Origin of the sequence: Butyrivibrio fibrisolvens (assembly GCF_023206215.1) — a bacterium.
Classification (GTDB): domain Bacteria; phylum Bacillota; class Clostridia; order Lachnospirales; family Lachnospiraceae; genus Butyrivibrio; species Butyrivibrio fibrisolvens_C.
Genome location: NZ_CP065800.1, coordinates 3,708,093 through 3,729,157, shown reverse-complemented (window position 1 = coordinate 3,729,157; position 21,065 = coordinate 3,708,093). Strand labels below are relative to the sequence as shown.

Below are 21,065 nucleotides of genomic sequence, written 5' to 3'. Positions count from 1 at the left end.
TATTATTCGAAATAAGTTATCTGGATTTGATATAAACTTGTTTCGGTAACAATAAAGGAGTCTGAATGGCAAAAAAGATACCGATGCGTCAATGTATCGGATGCGGTGAGATGAAAGAAAAAAAAGAACTGATAAGGATCATAAAGACGCCGGAAGGCGAGCTGGTTCTTGATAAGACGGGCAGACAAAACGGCAGGGGCGCATATATTTGCAATAATGCTGAGTGTCTTGCAAAAGCCCGTAAGAGCAAAGGGCTTGAACGTTCTTTTAAACAAAGTATCAACGCTGAAATATATGATGCGCTGGAGAAGGAGCTTTTAGGAACATGACCAAAGAAGAACAAGGAATCTATTCTTTCCTGGGCTTGTGCATGAAGGCCGGTAAGGTGACTTCCGGTGAGACCGGAACCCTTCAGAATATCCAGTCGGGCAAGGCGAAGCTTGTAATAGTAAGTCTTGACGCTTCAGACAATACAAGGAAAGAAATGCTAAACAAATGTAAGTCCCATAATGTAACGGTCCAAGTCTTCGGACAGAAAGACCTTCTGGGGCTTTCGATAGGCAAATCGGAGCGGAGCAGCCTGGCGATCACTGATCAGGGGCTTGCCAAAGCTCTTTTACAGAAACTGCAGACCATAGAACAGAACGGAGGGGAAACGAATGTCAAAGATTAAAATATCCGAACTTGCTAAGGAGCTTGGAGTAGAGAGTAAGGAAGTTGTAAGCTTCTTGCAGGAAAAAGGCGTTGAATCTGCAAAACGTTCCACCAGTTCTGTTGAGGATGATGATGCAGACAAAGCCAGAAAACATTTTGGCAAAAACGGTGCATCTAATGCACCACAGTCTAAGGCTGCAGATAGTGCCTTAGATGATAACAAAAGCGAAAAAGAAGTAAAGGAAGATAAGAACACGATAGCAGCAGATAAAACACCAAAGGCCGGTCAGGCAGCGGCTGATAATCAGCCTAAAAAGAAAAAGAAGATCATTATTGTGAGCAATCAGGGAAATGCCAGAGGTAACTCTTTTGGTTCATCCCATAATAACTCATCCAATCAGAATCAGAAGAGAGATCGTTCTGATAATCAGAGAAACGGCCAGGGAAGAAATGGCCAGAATGGAAGAAACAATTCATTTGCTTCAAGCCAGAATGTATATCATCCTATCAAGCCTAAGACAGCACCATCTCAGCTTGAGTATGAATCAAACATTCGTAAGACAGAGGATAAGCCTGCGGCACCTAAGAATGTGCAGCCGGTTAAGCCTGCTAATACAGAAACAGCTCCAAAAGCTCAGGAGGCTGCTCCTTCAAAGGTTGAGACTGAAGTTAAGACTGAAGTCAAGACTGATGTCAAGAATGATGTAAAGAAGCCTCAGGTTAATGAGACCAAGCAGACTGAATCAAATCAGTCAGCTCAGCCTCGTGATAACAAGAATTCCGGTAATCAGGGCAGAAACTTTGAAGATCGCAGACAGGGGCAGAACAGAAATGACAGAAATGCCGGCGGCTTTAGAAACGGTCAGGGCAGAAACGATCGTAACGATCGTAATGACAGAAACTCTCAGAACGGTGGAAGAAACTTTGACAGAAACTCTCAGGGCGGCGGAAGAAGCTTTGACAGGAACTCTCAAGGTGGAAGACCGGGCCAGGGCGGCATGGGTTCAAGACCTTCATTTGACAGAAATGGTCAGGGCGGTGGAAGAAGCTTTGACAGAAACTCTCAGGGCGGAAGACCGGGAGCAGGAAGAGGAGGTCAGGGAGCTTCATTTGCAGCAGCTTCTGATGCACCTACAGAGAAGTCCAATCGTCACAATGATCGTAGATTCGACAAGGACAAGAAGACCAAGAAGGATTATGAAGAGGAAGAGATGCCACGCAGCAAGCGCGTAGGCCGCTTCATTAAGCCTGAGGTCAAGAAGGAAGAGGAGCCTGTTGAGCAGATCAAGACAATTACTATTCCTGAAAGCCTTACTATCAAGGAACTTGCAGAGAAGATGAAGATGCAGCCATCTGTTATCATCAAGAAGCTCTTCCTTGCAGGCCAGATCGTTACAGTTAATACAGCTCTTTCTTATGAAGAGGCTGAGAATATTGCAATCGAATATGACATCATCTGTGAGAAGGAAGTTCAGGTTGACGTTATCGAAGAACTTCTTAAAGAGGATGAAGAGGACGAGAAGGATCTTGTACCAAGAGCTCCTGTTGTCTGCGTAATGGGTCACGTCGATCATGGTAAGACATCACTTCTTGATAAGATCCGTGATTCAGCTGTTACTGAGAAGGAAGCAGGCGGAATCACACAGAAGATCGGTGCTTATATGGTATCTGTCAAGGATAGAAAGGTTACATTCCTTGATACTCCCGGTCACGAAGCATTCACAGCTATGCGTATGCGTGGTGCTAACTCTACTGATATCGCAGTACTTGTTGTAGCTGCAGATGATGGTGTTATGCCTCAGACAGTAGAAGCTATCAACCATGCTAAGGCTGCCAATATCGAAATAATCGTAGCTGTTAACAAGATTGATAAGCCAAGTGCTAATATTGATCGTGTTAAGCAGGAACTTACAGAATATGGTCTTATAGCTACAGATTGGGGCGGATCAACAGAATTCGTACCTGTATCAGCTAAGACCGGCGAGGGAATCGATACTCTCCTTGAGACTATCATTCTTACAGCAGATATCCTTGAACTTAAAGCTAATCCTAACCGTACAGCAAGAGGTCTTGTACTTGAGGCCAAGCTTGATAAGGGTAGAGGCCCTGTTGCTAACGTACTGGTACAAAAGGGTACACTTCATGTTGGAGATTTCATCTCTGCAGGAGCTAGCTCAGGCCGTGTACGTGCTATGGCTGATGACAAGGGCAGACGTGTTAAGGAAGCAACTCCTTCACAGCCGGTAGAGATCCTTGGTCTTTCAGACGTACCTAATGCAGGTGAAGTATTCATAGCTCATGATTCCGATAAGGAAGCTAAGCAGTATGCTAACATCTACATGCAGCAGCACAAGAAAGACCTTATCGAAGAGACTAAGGCTAAGATGTCTCTTGATGATCTGTACTCAAAGATTGAGGAAGGTAAGCTCAAAGAACTTGATATCATCATCAAGGCGGATGTACAGGGTTCTGTAGAAGCTCTTAAGGCAAGCCTTATGAAGCTTTCCAACGAAGAAGTTATGGTTAAGGTAATCCATGGCGGCGTTGGTGCTATCACAGAGTCTGATGTATCACTTGCATCTGCTTCTAATGCTATTATCATTGGTTTCGATGTAAGACCTGATGCAACAGCTAAGTCTATGGCTGAGCACGAAGGCGTAGAGATCAAGCTTTATAAGGTTATCTATCAGGCTATCGATGATGTAGAAGCTGCCCTTAAGGGAATGCTTGCTCCTGTATACGAAGAGAAGATCACAGGTCATGCAGAAGTTCGTCAGATATTCAAGGCTTCTTCTATTGGTAATATCGCAGGTTCATTCGTACTTGACGGTAACATTCAGAAGGGCTGCAAGGTTCGCGTAAGAAGAGGCGATGAGATGATCTTCGAAGGCGATCTTAAGTCACTCAAGCGTTTCAAGGACGATGTTAAGGAAGTTAAGGAAGGCTACGAATGTGGTCTTGTATTTGACGGATTTGACGGCATGAATGTTGGCGATAACATTGAAGCTTATATCATGGTAGAAGTTCCGAGGGACTAAGCTTATGAGAAAAAACAGTATAAAAAACAGCCGTATCAACGGCGAAGTTATGAAGGTTGTAGCTGAAGCAATTCGTTTTTCCAAGGATCCCCGTATCAGCCCTATGACATCCGTAATGGATGTCGAGGTTGCTCCGGATCTTAAGACCTGTAAGATATGGGTTAGTGTCCTTGGCAACGACGAAGATCGCCAGCAGACCATGGAAGGACTTTCAAGTGCTTCCGGATATATACGTTCTACACTTGCGCGTACTATTAATCTTCGTAATACACCACAGCTTCGATTCATAATGGATGATTCAATAGAATATGCTATTGACATGACCAAGAAGATCGATGAAGTTACAGCTCATGATAATGAAGTAAGAGCTGCTCGTGGTGATGAGGAAATAGAGGAAGAAGATGAGAATTGAAGAAGTTATCGGAAGCGCTAAGACTATAGGAATCACTGGGCATGTAAGACCTGATGGTGACTGTGTAGGCTCATGTATTGGAATGTATCTGTACCTTAAGAAGGTATATCCGGCTGCCAGAATTGATGTATTCCTTCAGGAGATACCGGAAGTGTATTCGTTCCTTACCGGAACTTCTGATGTTAATACAAGTTTTGAAACAGATGTTGATAGTTATGATGCATTTATAGTTCTGGACACCGGCAAGGGTCGTACAGATGGCGCTGAAGCCTTTTTTGACAAGGCCAAGATAAAGATCAACATAGATCATCATATATCCAATAAAGAAGGTACCGGAGATGTCAATTATATATATCCCGAGGCAAGTAGTGTGTGCGAGCTTTGTTATGAAGTGATGGATCCTGAAGTTATCGACGTGGATATTGCTAAGGCATTATATACAGGAATGGTAACAGACACAGGAGTATTCAAATACTCTGATACATCACAAAAGACAATGGAGATCGCAGGTAAGCTGATCACTTACGGATTTGAATTCGATAAGCTTATAGATCATGTCTTTTTCGAAAAGACATATACACAGATGCAGCTTTTGGGAAGAGCGCTTCTTGACAGTAAGCTTATGCTGGATGGAAGACTTATCGTATCTTCAACAGATCTTAAAACCCTGAATGAGTATAATGCCAAGGGAAGCGATCTTGAAGGAATTGTAAGTCAGCTCAAGCTCACTGTAGGCGTAGGATGTTCACTTTATGCACATCAGCTTTCAGAAAATGAGTACAAACTTTCTCTTAGAAGTGATGGATCTGTCAATGTTGCCAAAGTTGCCGAAAGCTTCGGTGGTGGCGGACATGACAGAGCTGCCGGAATCACAATGCAGGGAGATCTTGAAGATATTTTTGCAAAAGTGATTTCAAAGATTGAAGAACTTATGCAGTGATAATGATAGGGGAACGATGAACAGTCGTTCCCCTTTTGTGGCACAAGAGATTAGTGCTGCGACTCATTCATGATCAGATTAAATTTAGTAATGATCTGGCTGATTAAAATAATATCTTTTGAAAGGTTTTTATGGCTAATAATTATAATGGTCTTATAAATATATATAAAGAACCGGGATTTACATCTAATGACGTAGTTGCCAAGATGCGTGGAATCCTTAAGATGAAGAAGATAGGGCATACGGGAACACTTGATCCCGAAGCCGTAGGTGTCCTTGTCTGCTGCGTAGGAAGCGGTACCAAGCTTGTTGAAGAGCTGACAGATCATACCAAAGAGTATATAGCTGTATGCAGGCTCGGAGTAGAAACTGATACCCAGGATATGACAGGAACAGTTATTAGAGAGTATCCTGAGGATACTATACCTGATGTAGATGCTCTTAATGAGGCGGCACAGGCTTTTGTCGGTGACTATGATCAGATTCCGCCTATGTATTCTGCGATCAAAGTTGGAGGCAAGAAGCTCTATGAACTTGCAAGACAAGGCAAGGAGATAGAGAGAAAGCCTAGAAGGATACATATTGATTCTATTTCGATCCTTGATACAAGCCACCTTGCCGATAGGCATGAGTTTACAATGGAAGTCAGGTGCAGTAAAGGAACCTATATCCGTACACTTTGTAATGATATAGGTCTTAGGCTTGGATGCGGCGGTGCGATGGCACATCTTACACGAACTGCTGTTGGAAGCTTTCACCTTGATACCGCCATCACGCTTGGACAGCTTGAGAAGCTCCGTGATGAAGATAAAGTAAATGATGTGGTGGTTCCTGTGGAAGACTTCTTTAAGGATCTTGATAGTGTTCATGTAAAGAGCTCTTGCTGTAAGCTTATAGAGAACGGCAATCCTTTTACGGTTATGGATATCTGCGATGCAGAGCCTGACAAAGCACAGGATTCTCAGAAAAAGGATGCGATGTACGAGGATGGAACAAGAGTTCGTGTATATGATCAGGACGGTTTGTTTTTTGGAGTTTATAAATACAATGCAAAGATAAAGCGTTTCTGCGTTGATAAGAATTTCTATACTCCATAACAATATGAGCGTGTTAGAAGATGCGTCCATATTACATCGTGTAATTGGGAATGTATGGAAGTGCATGGATAGCTCGAGATAAATTCAGAGTTTACTATATATTTACTGAAAGTAGAAAAACAATGGAAATAATAAAGGATACAACTGATTTTCATATAGAAGGTCCGTCAGCAATTGCTATCGGCAAATTCGACGGAATACACAAAGGCCACAGGAAACTGCTGTCAGACCTTATAGAGGAGAAGAATAACGGAAGAAAGACTGTGATCTTTACTTTTGATCCGTCTCCGGCATCTTTTTTTGCAGGACATGTAGTTCCCGGACTTACTACAAGAGAAGAAAAAAGAGAATGGTTCTTGCAAAATGGTATAGATGTTCTGATAGAGTTCCCTATGAATGAACAGACTGCAGCTACAAGTCCTGAGGAGTTTGTAAAGCGTTATCTTGTGGACCAGATGGGTGCTAAGTATGTTGCAGCAGGAATGGACGTTTCATTTGGAGATAAAGGAAGAGGTGACTGGAAGCTCCTTTCGGCTCTTGGCAAGGAATATGATTTTGAGACACATTTTATTGACAAGGTCGAGCTTGAGGGCAAAGAAGTCAGTTCAACCCTTATAAGGCAGGAAGTTACTAATGGCAATATGGAAAAGGTTGCAAGACTACTCGGATGCCCATATACAATACACGGTGTTGTAAGCCACGGACGTGCCCTTGGACGTACGATAGGTATTCCTACAGTCAATGTAATACCTTCTAAAGAAAAGCTCCTTCCGCCAAACGGTGTATATTATTCTGTAGTCCATGTTGGAGATAAGATACTCAGAGGTATGACCAATATTGGTACTAAACCGACTATTACAGATGAAGACGTTGTTGTATCTGAAACATATCTGTATGACTTTTCGGGAGATCTTTATGATAAGGATATCTCTGTATCACTTCTGTCATTCAAAAGACCTGAAATGAAGTTTAACGGTATAGATGAGCTCAAAGCACAGATGAGCAGTGACGTAGAGAATGGAAGAATATATCACCACAATATGGAAACATCTAAACATAATTGGAGCGAGTAGGGATACATATAAGCAAGATTCATAAATAAAATACGATAAATCAAAAGATACTTTACAATTTGTTCTAGATGTGATAAGTTTAAATAGCTGTCCTTATATTTTAAGGGCATAATAGAAATGACCTTTACCTGGTTTATGGATCTCCGACCCGGACCCGGTAACAGGCGACTTGTATAAAGGAGAAAAGAAATGATTTCAAAGGAAAAGAAAACAGAGATTATCAACAAGTACGCTGTAAAGCCTGGTGATACAGGATCACCGGAAGTACAGGTAGCAGTTCTCACAGAGAGAATCGCTGAGCTCAATGCTCACCTTGACAAGAACCCTAAGGATCACCACTCAAGACGTGGTCTTCTTAAGATGGTTGGTCAGAGACGTAATCTTCTTGGATACCTTAAGGCAAAGGATATTGAGAGATATCGTAAGCTGATCCAGGAACTTGGTCTTAGAAAGTAATTCTGTTCACAAGGGCGGGGAGACTGTATCTTCAGTTGTCCCTGCCTTTTTGCTTATATCAGAAATTTTGAATAAGCCGTAAATATAGTAGAAGAAAAGAGAAGAAGAGTACTGCACACGCGCCTCTGAAAAACGGGGATTGCGGATGAGCAGCACAAGAAGGAGAAAAAATGGTAAAAACTTACACAATGGATCTTGCCGGACGTACTCTCAAGGTTGAGATAGGCAAGGTTGGTAAACAGGCAAACGGATGCGCTTTCGTTCAGTATGGCGATACAACACTTCTTTGCACAGCAACAGAAGCTAAGGCACCTCGTGACGGTGTTGATTTCTTCCCACTTAACATCGAGTACAGTGAGAAGTTCTATTCAATCGGTAAATTCCCGGGCGGATTTAATAAAAGAGAGGCTAAGCCATCAGAGAACGCGATCCTTACAGACCGTATGATCGACCGTCCTATGAGACCTCTTTTCCCTAAGGATATGAGAAATGACGTAACTGTTGAGAACATGGTTATGGCAGTTGATCCTGCATGCAGGCCTGAGCTTGTTGCAATGATCGGATCATCCATTGCTGTAGCTATTTCTGATATTCCATGGGATGGTCCTTGTGCATCTACACAGATCGGTCTTGTTGACGGACAGATGATCATCAATCCTTCACAGGAACAGTGGGACAACGGAGATATGAAGCTTACAGTTGCTTCTACTGCTGAGAAGGTTATCATGATCGAAGCCGGAGCTAAGGAAGTTCCTGAGCAGGATATGATCAGATACATCTATGAAGCAGATGCTGTCAACAAGCAGGTTGTTAATTTCATCAACTCTATCGTTGCTGAGATAGGTAAAGAGAAGCAGCCTTATGTTTCTGCAGCAGTTCCTCAGGAGATCTTTGATGCGATCAAGACTATCGTAACTCCTGAAGAGATGGAGAATCTTGTATTTACTGACGACAAGATGGTCAGAGACAAGAACATGGATGATGTAACAGAGAAGATCCTTGCAGATCCTCGTTTTGCTGAGAATGAAGAATGGGCAGCTTTCGTAGGCGATGCTGTATATCAGTATGAGAAGAAGACTGTTCGTAAGATGATCCTCAAAGATCACAAGAGACCTGATGGACGTGAGATCACACAGATCAGACCTCTTTCAGCTGAGATCGATCTTATACCTAGAGTACATGGCTCTGCTATGTTCACTCGTGGACAGACTCAGATCTGTGACGTAGTAACACTCGCTCCCCTTTCAGAGGCTCAGAGAGTAGAAGGCCTTGATCCTTTCGTTACAGAGAAGAGATATATACACCAGTACAATTTCCCCGCTTACTCTGTAGGTGAGACTAAGGTTTCAAGAGGACCGGGACGTCGTGAGATCGGACATGGAGCTCTTGCTGAGCGTGCTCTTCTTCCAGTACTTCCTTCAGTAGAAGAGTTCCCTTATGCAATCCGTGCCGTATCAGAGACATTTGAGTCCAATGGATCTACATCCATGGCTTCAACATGTGCAAGCTGTATGGCTCTTATGGCTGCAGGTGTTCCTATTAAGGCTCCTGTTGCAGGTATCAGCTGTGGTCTTGTTACAGGCGATACAGATGATGATTTTGTACTTCTTACAGATATCCAGGGTCTCGAAGACTTCTTCGGCGATATGGACTTCAAGGTAACAGGTACACACAAGGGTATCACAGCTATCCAGATGGATATCAAGATCCATGGTCTTACACGTGCCATCGTTGAGGGCGCTATCGGAAGATGTAAGGACGCTCGTGAGTTCATCATGAACGGAGTAATGCACGATGCTATCGCTGAGCCTCGTAAGGAAGTATCCAAGTACGCTCCTAAGATCATCTCTATGGAAGTACCTGTTGATAAGATCGGTGATGTAGTTGGTCAGCGCGGTAAGACTATCAACGAGATCATCGCTCGTACAGGTGTTAAGATCGATATCACAGATGATGGTAAGGTTTCTATCTGCGGCGAAGATCAGGCAAAGCTTGATGAAGCTAAAGAGATGATCAGAATCATCATCACAGATTTCGAGAAAGGTCAGATCTTCAAGGGCAAAGTTGTAAGTATCAAGGAATTTGGTGCATTCATCGAGTTCGCTCCCGGAAAAGAAGGAATGGTACACATTTCTAAGATTTCTAAAGAAAGACTTGATCATGTAGAAGACATCCTTACACTTGGCGACGAAGTAACTGTTGTATGCCTTGGCAAGGATCGTATGGGCAGAATCAGCTTCTCTATGAAGGATGTAGCTCAGAACTGACATTAAAAATAAGAGATTGCCTGATAAGCTTTAGAGCTTTGAAGACAGTCTCTTTATGTTGTGTAAATTGGCCGGTGTGGAAAAAAACATACCGGCTTTTATTAGGCCCCGGCACAAAAGGGCTTAATTAGAGTTTTGAAAGATATGTGTAGATAAGCTACCGGATGATCAGTATCATCTATGTAGACTAGGATTAATAGAGGTTTATTTAACAATGAGTGATAAGAAGACAGCAGCAGAAATAGCAAAGCGCAGAACCTTTGCCATTATATCCCATCCTGATGCAGGTAAGACAACACTTACTGAGAAGTTCCTTCTCTATGGTGGAGTTATCAATCAGGCAGGTTCTGTTAAAGGTAAGGCAACTGCCAAGCATGCAGTTTCTGACTGGATGGAAATAGAAAAACAAAGAGGTATCTCAGTTACCTCATCAGCACTTCAGTTTAATTTTGAAGATCATTGTATCAATATTCTTGATACACCAGGACACCAGGATTTCTCTGAGGATACATATCGTACACTTATGGCTGCAGACTCTGCTGTCATGGTTATAGATGCAAGTAAGGGTGTTGAGGCACAGACCAAGAAGCTCTTTAAGGTTTGTACCATGAGACACATTCCGATATTCACATTCATCAACAAGCTTGACCGTGATGCCAAGGACACATTTGATCTGATGCAGGATATCGAAGATAACCTTGGAATAGAGACTTGCCCAGTTAACTGGCCTATCGGTTCAGGTAAGAACTTTAAGGGTATCTATGAAAGAAAAGAAAACAGGATAGTTACTTTCTCAGGTACAGAGAAGGGAACTAAAGAAGGCGAAGAGAACTTCATAGATTTTAATAATGAATCTGCTGTTCTTGATCAGATTGGTGAAGATGCTTATGAGAAGCTTCAGGAAGAAATGGAACTTCTCGATGGCGCAGGAGCTCAGTTTGACCTTGATGCAGTTCGTGCAGGACAGCTTACTCCTGTATTTTTTGGTTCAGCTCTTCAGAACTTTGGTGTGGAGATATTCCTTCACAACTTCCTGCAGATGGCTACACTTCCTACAGGCCGTGTGTCAGGTGATGAAGTTATCGATCCTGTAGAGCATGATTTTTCTGCATTTGTATTCAAAATTCAGGCCAACATGGATGCAAGACACCGTGACCGTATCGCATTCATGAGAATCTGTTCAGGAAGATATGATGCAGATAAGGAGATCAAGCACGTTCAGTCAGGACGTACATTCAGATTGTCTCAGCCACAGCAGCTTATGGCTGATGAAAGAAAGATCCTCTCTGAGGCATATGCAGGAGATATCATCGGTGTATTTGATCCGGGTATCTTCTCAATAGGTGATACTGTATGTATGCCAAAGGACAATGTTAAGTATGAAGGAATCCCGACCTTTGCGCCTGAACACTTTGCAAGAGTTCGTCAGGTTGATACCATGAAGCGTAAACAGTTCGTTAAAGGTATCCAGCAGATAGCTCAGGAAGGTGCGATCCAGATTTTTCAGGAGTTCAATACCGGACTTGAAGAGATTATCGTAGGTGTAGTTGGTATACTTCAGTTTGATGTTCTTAAGTTCCGCTTAAAGAATGAGTACAACGTTGATATCATTTTGGAGAATCTCCCTTATGAATATATAAGATGGGTAGATTCTGATACAGATATGTCTTCGCTTGTCGGAACTTCTGACATGAAGAAGATTAAAGATATGAACGATCGTCCACTTCTTCTTTTCATTAATGAGTGGAGTGTTGATATGACTATTAAGCGTAATGAGGGACTTGTACTTTCAGAATTCCGTAAGAACTGATTTTGAGATTATATATTGATCACCAATGTCGGGCCATTAGCCACTAGCCTTGCTCTTGGCATGCGGTTGTGAGTTGATCTAGGATTAACGAGGTTGGGAGATGTCAAAAAAAGGAAAAACGGTAACGAACGGATCTGGAAACTTTATATCATGCATAAAAACGTTGATCATTGCTGCTGTCTGTCTATTCATAAGTGCATCGCTTACAGCATGCAGTCTGGATGACGCAGTGGATATTGCCGGTGAACTTGCAAGTGATATTGGTGAAGGCGCGCAGATTGCAGGCCGTGAGATAGAAGATATATATGAAGAACTTACGGATACAACTGCAAAAGAAGGCGCGACTTCCCCGGAACAAGACGGCAGTAGTGGTCATAACAGTACTTCAGACCTCTATGAAAGTATAATAGAAAGTACTGCAACAGGGGATTATCCTACAAGTCAGATGCAGGAAGATCTGGATGATATCGGACTATCTGAGGATAGAATCGGTGATATAAAGGCTGAGCAAGAAGGATATTATTATTTTGATCAGCTTAATAGTGATCAGCAAAGTCTTTATGCTCAGATATTACATATCATGTCTTGTCAGGCAGACGATATTTATGTAAGCACTACGGATATGGATGAAGTTGAGACTGTGCAGCAATGCGTTCTGAATGATCATCCTGAGATCTTCTATATAGACGGATATGTTTTGAAAAGGTATATGGATGCTGATACGCAAGAGATCAAAGCTCTTACTTATGGCGGTAATTATACTCTTTCATCAGATCAGATATCTGAAAGAGAGGATGAGCTTGTAGAAGCTGCTGATATCATAATAGAGGGAATGCCTGATACATCAGATGAGTACGAGATCGTCAAGTATTTCTATGATTACATAGTACTTAATACGCAGTACAAGATAGGATCAGAGGATAACCAGAACATCTGTTCTGTACTATTGAATAAAGAAAGCGTCTGTCAAGGCTATGCCAAGACATTACAATACCTTCTTCAAAAGGTTGGGATCACCTGTGAGATGGTATCAGGAACAGTTGATAATGGTCAAACAACGTCCACACATGCATGGGATATTGTAAAGATAGATGGAAACTGGTATTATGTTGATCCTACCTGGGGAGATTCTTCTTTTTCAGGTTCTGTAGCGAGTGACACAGAAGTGGTCAATTATGCATATTTATGCGTTACTACACAAGAGCTTTCTGCAACCCATAAGATAAATGAGATTGTCCAAATGCCTGTGTGCACAGCAACTAAAGACAACTATTTTGTCAAAGAGAATGCGCTTTTTGACAGCATCGATACAGCAAAACTGAGCAGTCTTTTTACACAGGCTATATCAGATGGCAGTAGTAGTGTGACATTTAAGTGCACCGACGCTGATACGTTCAATGAGATGAAGACATATCTTTTTGCAAGTGACGCAGGAAATGTATTTAATTACCTTCCGGCGATGTCTACAAGAGCAGTATATCTTGCTCAGGATGCGACACTTACATTTATTATATGGCTTCAAAGCCCTTAAATGCGCCTTCTTTGCAAAATGCATAAAAACAGTTATAATCATTATTGATTATATTTTTAAAATCTATGATTCTAAAAATACAGAAATATAGCTAATTTAGTATTATTCTATTTGAAAGGGAGATTGTTATGGAAAAGACAACTGATAACAGCTCTTTTAATTTGAGAGAGAATTCAGACATCGGAAGTGTTAAGATCGCAAATGACGTTATTGGGATGATAGCAGCACTTGCTGCTATGGAGATAGATGGAGTTTCCGGAATGCCGGGTAATATTACATCTGAGTCACTTCAAAAGAGTGGCAAGAAGCTCACTAAGGGCGTAAGAGTACAGCTTAGCGGTAAGAATGTAGTTGTTGACCTTGCTCTTTTAATGGGATATGGTTTTAACATCCCTGCAACAAGCCAGAAGGTTCAGACTCGTGTTAAGAGCACGGTTGAGAACATGACAGGCTTAAACGTTACAGATGTTAACGTACACATTTCAGGTATTACCGTAGCTGAAGCGTAAGTTTTTGTAGTTGAACATTGAAAAGGAAATAGTTTATGAAAAGAAGTGAAGAAAGAGAGCAGGTATTTAAGCTCCTGTTTCGTGTAGAATTTAATCCTATAGAGGAGATGGCAGAGCAGGAACAGCTCTTCTCAGAGGATCTCCCTGAATCAGAAGACCTTTTTATGAATTCTGATGCTAAGAGATTAGCAGAAAAAGATGCAGATAAGATCAGAGATAAATATGAGAAGATCGCTGCAAAACTGCCACAGATTGACGAGATGATCAATGAGAAGACACTTGGCTGGGATACAGAACGTATGGCCAAGGTTGATCTTACTATCATCCGCCTTGCGGTATATGAGATTAAATTTGATGAAGACATACCTACAGGAGTAGCTATTAACGAGGCAGTTGAACTTGCCAAGAAGTTTGGTCAGGATGGATCTGCTTCATTCGTTAACGGAGTATTGGCTAAATTTGCTTAAGAATAATGTTTATACCGTAGCACAGGTAAATTCATATATTAAGGGAATGTTTAACCAGGACTTCCTTCTCAGGAAGCTCACGGTTAAGGGCGAAGTCAGCAATTGCAAGTATCATTCTTCGGGTCATATCTATTTCACTTTAAAGGATCCGTCAGGAACTCTTAATTGTGTTATGTTTCGTGGAAACAGAAACGGCCTTAAGTTTCAGATGACAGAGGGCCAGCAGGTGCAGGTAACCGGAAGCTGTGACGTATATGTCAAAGGCGGAAGTTACCAGCTCTATGCTACAAATATAGAGCCAGACGGGACCGGACAGCTGTATGAGAAGTATGAACAGCTGAAGAAGAAGTTGGAAGAACTTGGAATGTTCTCACCTGAGTACAAGCAAGAGATTCCAAAATACATACGTACACTTGGAGTTGTGACTGCTCCCACAGGAGCTGCAGTGCGTGATATCATCAGCATTACAAGAAGGCGCAACCCCTACGTGCAGATTATTCTCTACCCTGCGATCGTGCAGGGAGTTGATGCTCCTGCCAGTATAGTCAGAGGGTTGCAGGTTCTTGCAAGCACTGATGTTGATGTGATAATAGTTGGACGAGGCGGAGGATCTATCGAAGATCTGTGGGCTTTTAACGATGAGTCTGTTGCACAGGCTATATTTGATTGCCCGATTCCCATCATATCTGCAGTTGGACATGAAACAGATACAACAATAGCTGATTATGTAGCAGACCTTAGGGCACCAACCCCGTCAGCAGCGGCAGAACTGGCTGTGTATGAATATCAAAGGTTTATGTCAGATATAGAGGATTATAGGAATATCCTTTACGGACAGTTGGATGCGACGCTAAGTTCATATAAGCATGAGCTGAAAGTAAGACAGGGTATGCTAAGAGCGTATTCTCCATGGGCCAGAATAAGGGACAGGAGGATGAGGCAGGCTGATTATGTTGATACTTTAAATCTGTTATGGAAACAGCAGCTTTTGAAAAAAAAGAATATGCTGGATATCCGAATTGAGAAGATGAAGGGGCTGTCTCCACTTGATAAGCTGAAAAGCGGTTTTTCATATGTGGAAGATGAAAATGGCAACAACATAAAAAGCGTAAGTCAGACTGCTCCGGGCAAGGATATTAAAGTCAAAGTCACAGATGGAACTATATATGCCAAAACTATATCAACTGATACACATAGTATGTTTTCTTAAAATAATCCATATTCAAGAATGCATAGAATGAGGTGGGAGATGCCTGCAGCAAAGAAAACTAAACCAAACACAGTCAAAGATGAATTTAATAAAGAAGACCTTGAAAATATAAGCATAGAAGAAGCTTTTAAAAGAGTTGATGACGTTATTTCTGCAATGCAGGAAGATGATATTACATTGGAAGACTCCTTTCGAAGATACAAGGAAGGAATGGATCTTCTAAAGACAGCCGGAAGTCTGATCGACAAGGTTGAGAAAGATGCACTCAAGATATCTGAAGACGGAGACCTTGAGATTTTTGAAGATGATGAAGAATAAAGAGATTATGGCCATGTATGGTCATAACTTTGGACCTAAAAACCAGATCTAGAGATAAAGAGTGAATTATAAATAATTTACTTAAGATGTAAAGGCAATAATGGAGGAAAATATGTCAGATCCCGATGAAACTTTTGAAATTAAGCGTCAGGAGAGAATTGAAGCGGCAGAGCATATTATAACAAGCTATCTGCCAAGAGAAGAAGGTCGTCAGAAAACAGTCATTGAAGCTATGAATTACAGTGTTCTTGCCGGCGGCAAGAGACTAAGACCTGTTCTTATGCGCGAAGCATATTTTATGTTCGGTGGAAGAAATGAGATGATCATTGGACCTTTCATGGCTGCACTTGAGATGATACATACATACTCTCTTGTGCATGATGATCTTCCGGCGCTTGACAATGATGAATTCAGACGTGGAAAAAAGACGACACATGCTGTTTATGGCCCCGGTATAGCAACTATCGCCGGAGATGGTCTTTTGAATTTTGCTTTTGAGACAGCCCTTCAGGCTGCTCAGGAGTGCAAGGATCTTCCGGAGTATGATGGAAGTGTATCAAGCCGTATGCTGGCAGCGCTTACTGTTCTTGCTGAAAAAGCGGGAATATATGGCATGATCGGCGGTCAGTGTGCAGATATTGAGGCTGAGAACAGACAAGATGTGACACCTGACGATCTTCTCTTCATACATGAGAACAAGACAGGAGCACTTATTGAGAGTGCGCTCATGATCGGTGCTATCCTTGCAGGTGCAAGCGCAAGTGATGTTCATAAGATGGAGCAGATAGGTCAGAATGTTGGTGTTGCCTTCCAGATTCAGGACGATATACTTGATGTTATCGGAGACCAGGACAAGCTTGGTAAGCCGATAGGTTCTGATGAGAAGAATGACAAGACAACCTATGTCACATTTTATGGACTTGATAAATCAAAAGAGGAAGTAGCTAGACTTTCTGATGAAGCTCTTGAACTTTTAAGAGAGCTTGAAAGCCAGGAAGGTCATGAAGATATTTTCCTGGAAGAGCTTATTACCTGGCTCATTCACAGAGATAACTAATAAAGCTGCGTGAAAGAAAATGGATAAAATTATACTTGATAAAATAAATAAGACCGGAGATGTAAAAAATATACCTGAGAACGAACTGCCTATGCTTTCGCAGGAAATACGTGATTTCCTTGTTCAAAAGCTCAGCGTTACAGGTGGCCATCTTGCATCAAATCTTGGAACTGTGGAGCTTACTATCGCTCTTCACAGAAGCCTTAATCTACCTGAAGATAAGATCGTATGGGACGTAGGACATCAGTGCTATACCCATAAGATACTTACAGGAAGAAAGAATGATTTTGATAACCTTCGTAAGTTCGGAGGTATAAGCGGTTTCCCTAAAAAGTCTGAGTCTGATACAGACTGCTTTGATACAGGACACAGCTCAAACTCTATTTCTGCCGGCCTTGGAATGGTCAAAGCAAGAGACCTTAGAGGAGAAGACTATACAGTTGTATCTGTAATAGGTGACGGAGCACTCACTGGCGGTATGGCTTATGAGGCTCTTAATAATGCTGCCAAGCTTGAGACTAACTTTATAATCATCCTCAATGATAACAACATGTCTATATCCGAAAGTATCGGAGGTATGTCCAAATATCTGGGACATATACGTACTATGGACGGATATCTCAACCTCAAGGCTGATGTATACAAGCAGCTCTCGGGTCAGACACGAGTTATCGAGAAGATCCGCCACGTCAAGAATAACTTCAAGCAGTTCTTCGTGCCCGGTATGCTCTTTGAAAACCTTGGTATTACTTATCTGGGCCCTATAGATGGCCATAATGAAGCTCTTCTTGAACATGAACTTCAGGAAGCCAAGAAGGTTAAGAAAGCAGTTATGCTCCATGTTATTACCAAGAAAGGCAAGGGCTATGAGCCTGCAGAAAAGCATCCTTCAAGATTCCACGGAGCAGAGCCTTTTAATATAGAAAATGGTATCCCTGCGCACCACAGAAAGGTTGCAGCATATCAGGATATATTCTCTACAGTTATGTGGAAACTTGGTGAGCGTGATCCAAGGGTATGTGCAATCACAGCTGCTATGGCTGATGGAACAGGACTAAAAAGGTTCAGGAACAAGTTTCCTGACAGGTTCTTTGATGTGGGAATCTCTGAAGAGCATGCTGTAACATTTGCAGCAGGACTTGCAGAAGGTGGCATGAGACCTGTTTTTGCAGTATATTCGACTTTCCTTCAAAGAGCTTATGACCAGATCATAGAAGATGTATGTCTTCAGAATCTACCTGTAGTTCTGGCGATTGACAGAGCAGGACTTGTTGGCTCTGACGGCGAGACTCATCAGGGAATATTCGATCTTTCATATCTATCAAGTATGCCAAACATGCATATCATGGCGCCTAAGAACAAGTGGGAGCTGTCCGATATGCTGAAGTTTGCAGTTAATTTTGACGGGCCTATAGCAATAAGATATCCAAGAGGAGAGGCTTATGCAGGTCTTGTTGACTGGAGAGCACCTATTGAGATGGGCAAGGCTGAGCCAATATTTGAAGAAGGAGGAGTACTCCTTCTCGCAGTAGGAAGCATGGTCAAGACAGCAGTAATGGTGCGCGAGATCCTTGCCGCTCAGGGAATAGCCTGCTCTCTTACCAATGCCCGATTTGTAAAGCCTATTGACGAAGAGTATATCCTCTCAGTAGCTGATAAGCATCCTCTTATCGTGACCATGGAAGAGAATGTTCTCTCAGGCGGATTTGGCGAAAAGGTAAGAAGTCTTCTTGGTGAAAAAGGTCGTAATACCAAGATCATGAATATAGGTATTCCTGATCAGTTTGTAACACACGGAAGCCCTGATACTCTTATGGCAATGCTTGGAATTGATGAGAAGTCTATAGCCCAGAAGATCAAAGCAGAGCTTGACAGGATGGAGGACAAGAGATAATGCCTAAAACCAGATTAGATGTACTTTTGGTTGAAAGAGGGCTTGTAACGTCCAGAGAAAAGGCCAAAGCTTTGATCATGGCAGGAGATGTTTTTGTCAATGGTCAAAGAGAAGATAAACCGGGAACTTCCTTTCAGGAAGACAAGATAAAAAATATCGAAGTAAAGGGCGCTACGATTCCGTTTGTGAGTCGTGGAGGCCTTAAGCTTGATAAAGCTGTAAAGACATTTGAACTTGATTTTACAGGCTTTACATGCATGGATATAGGAGCTTCTACAGGAGGCTTTACCGATTGTATGCTTCAAAATGGAGCATCTAAGGTATATTCCGTAGATGTAGGTCATGGACAGCTTGATTGGAAGCTTAGAAGCGACGAAAGAGTCGTATGCATGGAGAAGACTAACTTTAGATATCTGACCAGAGACCAGATTGATGATGATATAGACTTTGCTTCATGCGATGTATCTTTTATCTCACTTACAAGGATACTGGTGCCTGCCAGAAAGCTTCTCAAGGACGGCGCTCAGATGGTGGTACTTATAAAACCACAGTTTGAGGCAGGTCGTGACAAGGTTGGCAAAAAAGGTGTCGTAAGAGATAAAAAGGTCCACGAAGAGGTTATAAACAGAATAGTTGACTTTGCAGATGCTGTAGGCTTTAAGATACTTCATCTTGACTATTCGCCCATAAGAGGCCCTGAAGGCAACATAGAATACCTTCTTCATCTTCAAAAAGATGCTTCCAGAAATGAAGAAGTATCGCTTTACGACGAGGCTACAGCCCTTAAGAAGTTTGGCACTATAGAAGACGAAGGCACGGGAATATCTAAGACATCACAGTACGTAACACTAATACATAATGCTGTAGAAGCAGCGCATGGGGAGCTGGAAGTTTGAAAGTGTTTCACTTTCAAACCCAAATTGGTGTAGTATACCCCACCAATTTAAAACAATAACAACTCGCCTTGCTCGTGACATGAGGTTAAGTTTAATGAATCACTTTTTGATTTTTACTAATAAAAGCAAGGACAAGGATCTGGAATTAACACACAAGGTTAAGGATTTTCTGGAAGCTCATGGCAAGGTGTGTCAGATAGCTCAGTTTGAAGAACCGGGCAACAAAACTTTAAGACCGGATGCGGTAATGTTCAAAACACAGGTGCCGCCTGATACTGAGTGTTGTATAGTCCTTGGCGGCGACGGAACGATGCTTCAGGCTGCAGTTAATGTCAGAGATATGGACATTCCGCTTCTTGGAATCAATCTCGGGACTATGGGATATCTCACCGAAATTGATAAAAATCATATAAATGAAGCCCTTCAGAGGCTTATAAGTGATGACTATGTTATCGAAGAGCGAATGCTTCTGTCAGGTACTAAGATAACTGGTGAGAGAAAAGAATTTACAGCACTTAATGATATTGTTATCGCAAGAAAGGCTGCAGTTCAGATCATCAAGCTTGTGGTATATGTTGATAACAGGCTTCTTACTACCTATCTTGCAGACGGTGTTATTATATCAACACCTACCGGCTCTACCGGCTATAATATGTCAGCAGGAGGTCCACTAGTAGCACCGCAGTCCAATACAATAGTGATCACTCCGATATGTCCTCATTCACTTACTAACAGAAGTATAGTACTTCCTGCAACCGAGACAGTAACAATAGAGCTTGGTGCAGGCAAGGCTGACAGAATACAGGAAGCCGAAGCCAGCATAGATGGTCATTATGGAACGTCTATAGCAACAGGTGACAGGATAGAGATAAGGAAAGCCGCCAAGACATCCAAGATCTTAAGAATGAATCAGGTAAGCTTTGTTGAAATATTAAATCAGAAGCTTTTATAAAATAACCTTAGACAGGGGGGGACATGAAAAAAAACAGACACAGTAAAATAATAGAACTAATTGAGAATAATGAAGTAGAGACTCAGGAACAGCTTGCAGACCTTCTTAAAAAGGACGGATACGACGTAACTCAGGCTACAGTATCCAGAGATATAAGAGAACTGCGCCTTACTAAGGTTCAGACCGGTGATGGACGCCAGAAGTACCGTGTTATGGATCACAATGATGAAGAACTCCAGGACAAGTATATCAAAGTCCTTCAGAGCGGATTTGTATCTATGGACAAGGCTGGCAATATGCTGGTACTTAGAACCGTATCAGGTATGGCAATGGCAGTTGCAGCAGCACTGGATGCTCTGCATCTTTCACAGATAATAGGCTGCATTGCAGGTGATGATACTATCTTTGCTGCAATCAGAACAGAAGAGGATGTACAGGAAGTTATTGACAGAATCAGAGAGATGCTCTGATATCTGACACATGA

The 21,065-nt window shown here is 42.1% G+C and carries 20 protein-coding genes; all 20 read left to right on the top strand.

Annotated elements, in window-relative coordinates; genetic code table 11:
• Window positions 1–65 precede the first annotated feature (65 nt).
• The 20 genes from rnpM to I7804_RS15515 all read left to right on the top strand — a co-directional run bounded on the left by rnpM (window position 66) and on the right by I7804_RS15515 (window position 21,051).
• Window positions 66–329, top strand: coding sequence for an RNase P modulator RnpM (rnpM, locus tag I7804_RS15610; protein WP_022755068.1), 264 nt, complete (start codon window positions 66–68; stop codon window positions 327–329).
• Window positions 326–673, top strand: coding sequence for a L7Ae/L30e/S12e/Gadd45 family ribosomal protein (locus I7804_RS15605; RefSeq protein ID WP_022755067.1), 348 nt, complete (start codon window positions 326–328; stop codon window positions 671–673). Before rnpM ends, I7804_RS15605 begins: the two co-directional genes overlap by 4 nt.
• Window positions 660–3,692, top strand: coding sequence for a translation initiation factor IF-2 (infB, locus tag I7804_RS15600; protein ID WP_248404115.1), 3,033 nt, complete (start codon window positions 660–662; stop codon window positions 3,690–3,692). Before I7804_RS15605 ends, infB begins: the two co-directional genes overlap by 14 nt.
• A 4-nt stretch (window positions 3,693–3,696) precedes the next feature.
• Window positions 3,697–4,104 (top strand): 30S ribosome-binding factor RbfA, encoded by a 408-nt coding sequence (gene rbfA / locus I7804_RS15595; protein WP_022755065.1) that lies wholly within the window; start codon window positions 3,697–3,699, stop codon window positions 4,102–4,104.
• Entirely contained in the window at window positions 4,094–5,044 is a 951-nt protein-coding gene (locus I7804_RS15590) for a DHH family phosphoesterase (protein ID WP_248404114.1), read from the top strand. The genes rbfA and I7804_RS15590 overlap by 11 nt, the downstream gene beginning before the upstream one ends.
• Before the next feature lie 131 nt (window positions 5,045–5,175).
• The gene (gene truB / locus I7804_RS15585) at window positions 5,176–6,141 is read left to right on the top strand and encodes a tRNA pseudouridine(55) synthase TruB (protein ID WP_248404113.1); all 966 of its coding nucleotides are present in this window, start codon (window positions 5,176–5,178) and stop codon (window positions 6,139–6,141) included.
• 122 nt (window positions 6,142–6,263) lie between these two features.
• Window positions 6,264–7,214, top strand: a complete 951-nt coding sequence (ribF, locus tag I7804_RS15580; protein ID WP_027207695.1) for a riboflavin biosynthesis protein RibF — start codon at window positions 6,264–6,266, stop codon at window positions 7,212–7,214.
• Between the two features lie 189 nt (window positions 7,215–7,403).
• Window positions 7,404–7,670 (top strand): 30S ribosomal protein S15, encoded by a 267-nt coding sequence (gene rpsO / locus I7804_RS15575; RefSeq protein WP_022755061.1) that lies wholly within the window; start codon window positions 7,404–7,406, stop codon window positions 7,668–7,670.
• 170 nt (window positions 7,671–7,840) lie between these two features.
• Complete coding sequence (locus I7804_RS15570; protein WP_022755060.1) at window positions 7,841–9,937, top strand: polyribonucleotide nucleotidyltransferase; 2,097 nt, start codon at window positions 7,841–7,843, stop codon at window positions 9,935–9,937.
• A gap of 214 nt (window positions 9,938–10,151) precedes the next feature.
• Entirely contained in the window at window positions 10,152–11,747 is a 1,596-nt protein-coding gene (locus tag I7804_RS15565) for a peptide chain release factor 3 (RefSeq protein ID WP_248404112.1), read from the top strand.
• 100 nt (window positions 11,748–11,847) lie between these two features.
• A complete protein-coding gene (locus I7804_RS15560) occupies window positions 11,848–13,278 on the top strand; it encodes a transglutaminase domain-containing protein (protein WP_248404111.1) in 1,431 nt (476 codons plus the stop codon).
• Between the two features lie 128 nt (window positions 13,279–13,406).
• A complete protein-coding gene (locus I7804_RS15555; RefSeq protein WP_022755057.1) occupies window positions 13,407–13,787 on the top strand; it encodes an Asp23/Gls24 family envelope stress response protein in 381 nt (126 codons plus the stop codon).
• Window positions 13,788–13,822: 35 nt separating this feature from the next.
• On the top strand, window positions 13,823–14,254 hold the full coding sequence (nusB, locus tag I7804_RS15550; RefSeq protein WP_022757513.1) for a transcription antitermination factor NusB: 432 nt from the start codon (window positions 13,823–13,825) through the stop codon (window positions 14,252–14,254).
• 46 nt (window positions 14,255–14,300) lie between these two features.
• A complete protein-coding gene (gene xseA / locus I7804_RS15545; RefSeq protein WP_051145365.1) occupies window positions 14,301–15,464 on the top strand; it encodes an exodeoxyribonuclease VII large subunit in 1,164 nt (387 codons plus the stop codon).
• Window positions 15,465–15,503: 39 nt separating this feature from the next.
• Window positions 15,504–15,782 carry an exodeoxyribonuclease VII small subunit gene (gene xseB, locus I7804_RS15540; protein ID WP_248404110.1) on the top strand — a complete coding sequence of 93 codons (279 nt, stop codon included), beginning with the start codon at window positions 15,504–15,506 and terminating at the stop codon, window positions 15,780–15,782.
• 112 nt (window positions 15,783–15,894) lie between these two features.
• Window positions 15,895–16,839: a polyprenyl synthetase family protein gene (locus I7804_RS15535; RefSeq protein WP_022755053.1), complete on the top strand. Its 945-nt coding sequence runs from the start codon at window positions 15,895–15,897 to the stop codon at window positions 16,837–16,839.
• Window positions 16,840–16,867: 28 nt separating this feature from the next.
• Complete coding sequence (dxs, locus tag I7804_RS15530) at window positions 16,868–18,733, top strand: 1-deoxy-D-xylulose-5-phosphate synthase (RefSeq protein WP_248405982.1); 1,866 nt, start codon at window positions 16,868–16,870, stop codon at window positions 18,731–18,733.
• Window positions 18,733–19,629, top strand: coding sequence for a TlyA family RNA methyltransferase (locus I7804_RS15525; RefSeq protein WP_022757518.1), 897 nt, complete (start codon window positions 18,733–18,735; stop codon window positions 19,627–19,629). The genes dxs and I7804_RS15525 overlap by 1 nt, the downstream gene beginning before the upstream one ends.
• 79 nt (window positions 19,630–19,708) lie before the next feature.
• Window positions 19,709–20,581: an NAD(+)/NADH kinase gene (locus I7804_RS15520; RefSeq protein WP_248404109.1), complete on the top strand. Its 873-nt coding sequence runs from the start codon at window positions 19,709–19,711 to the stop codon at window positions 20,579–20,581.
• Window positions 20,582–20,604: 23 nt separating this feature from the next.
• The gene (locus I7804_RS15515; RefSeq protein ID WP_248404108.1) at window positions 20,605–21,051 is read left to right on the top strand and encodes an arginine repressor; all 447 of its coding nucleotides are present in this window, start codon (window positions 20,605–20,607) and stop codon (window positions 21,049–21,051) included.
• Window positions 21,052–21,065 lie beyond the last annotated feature (14 nt).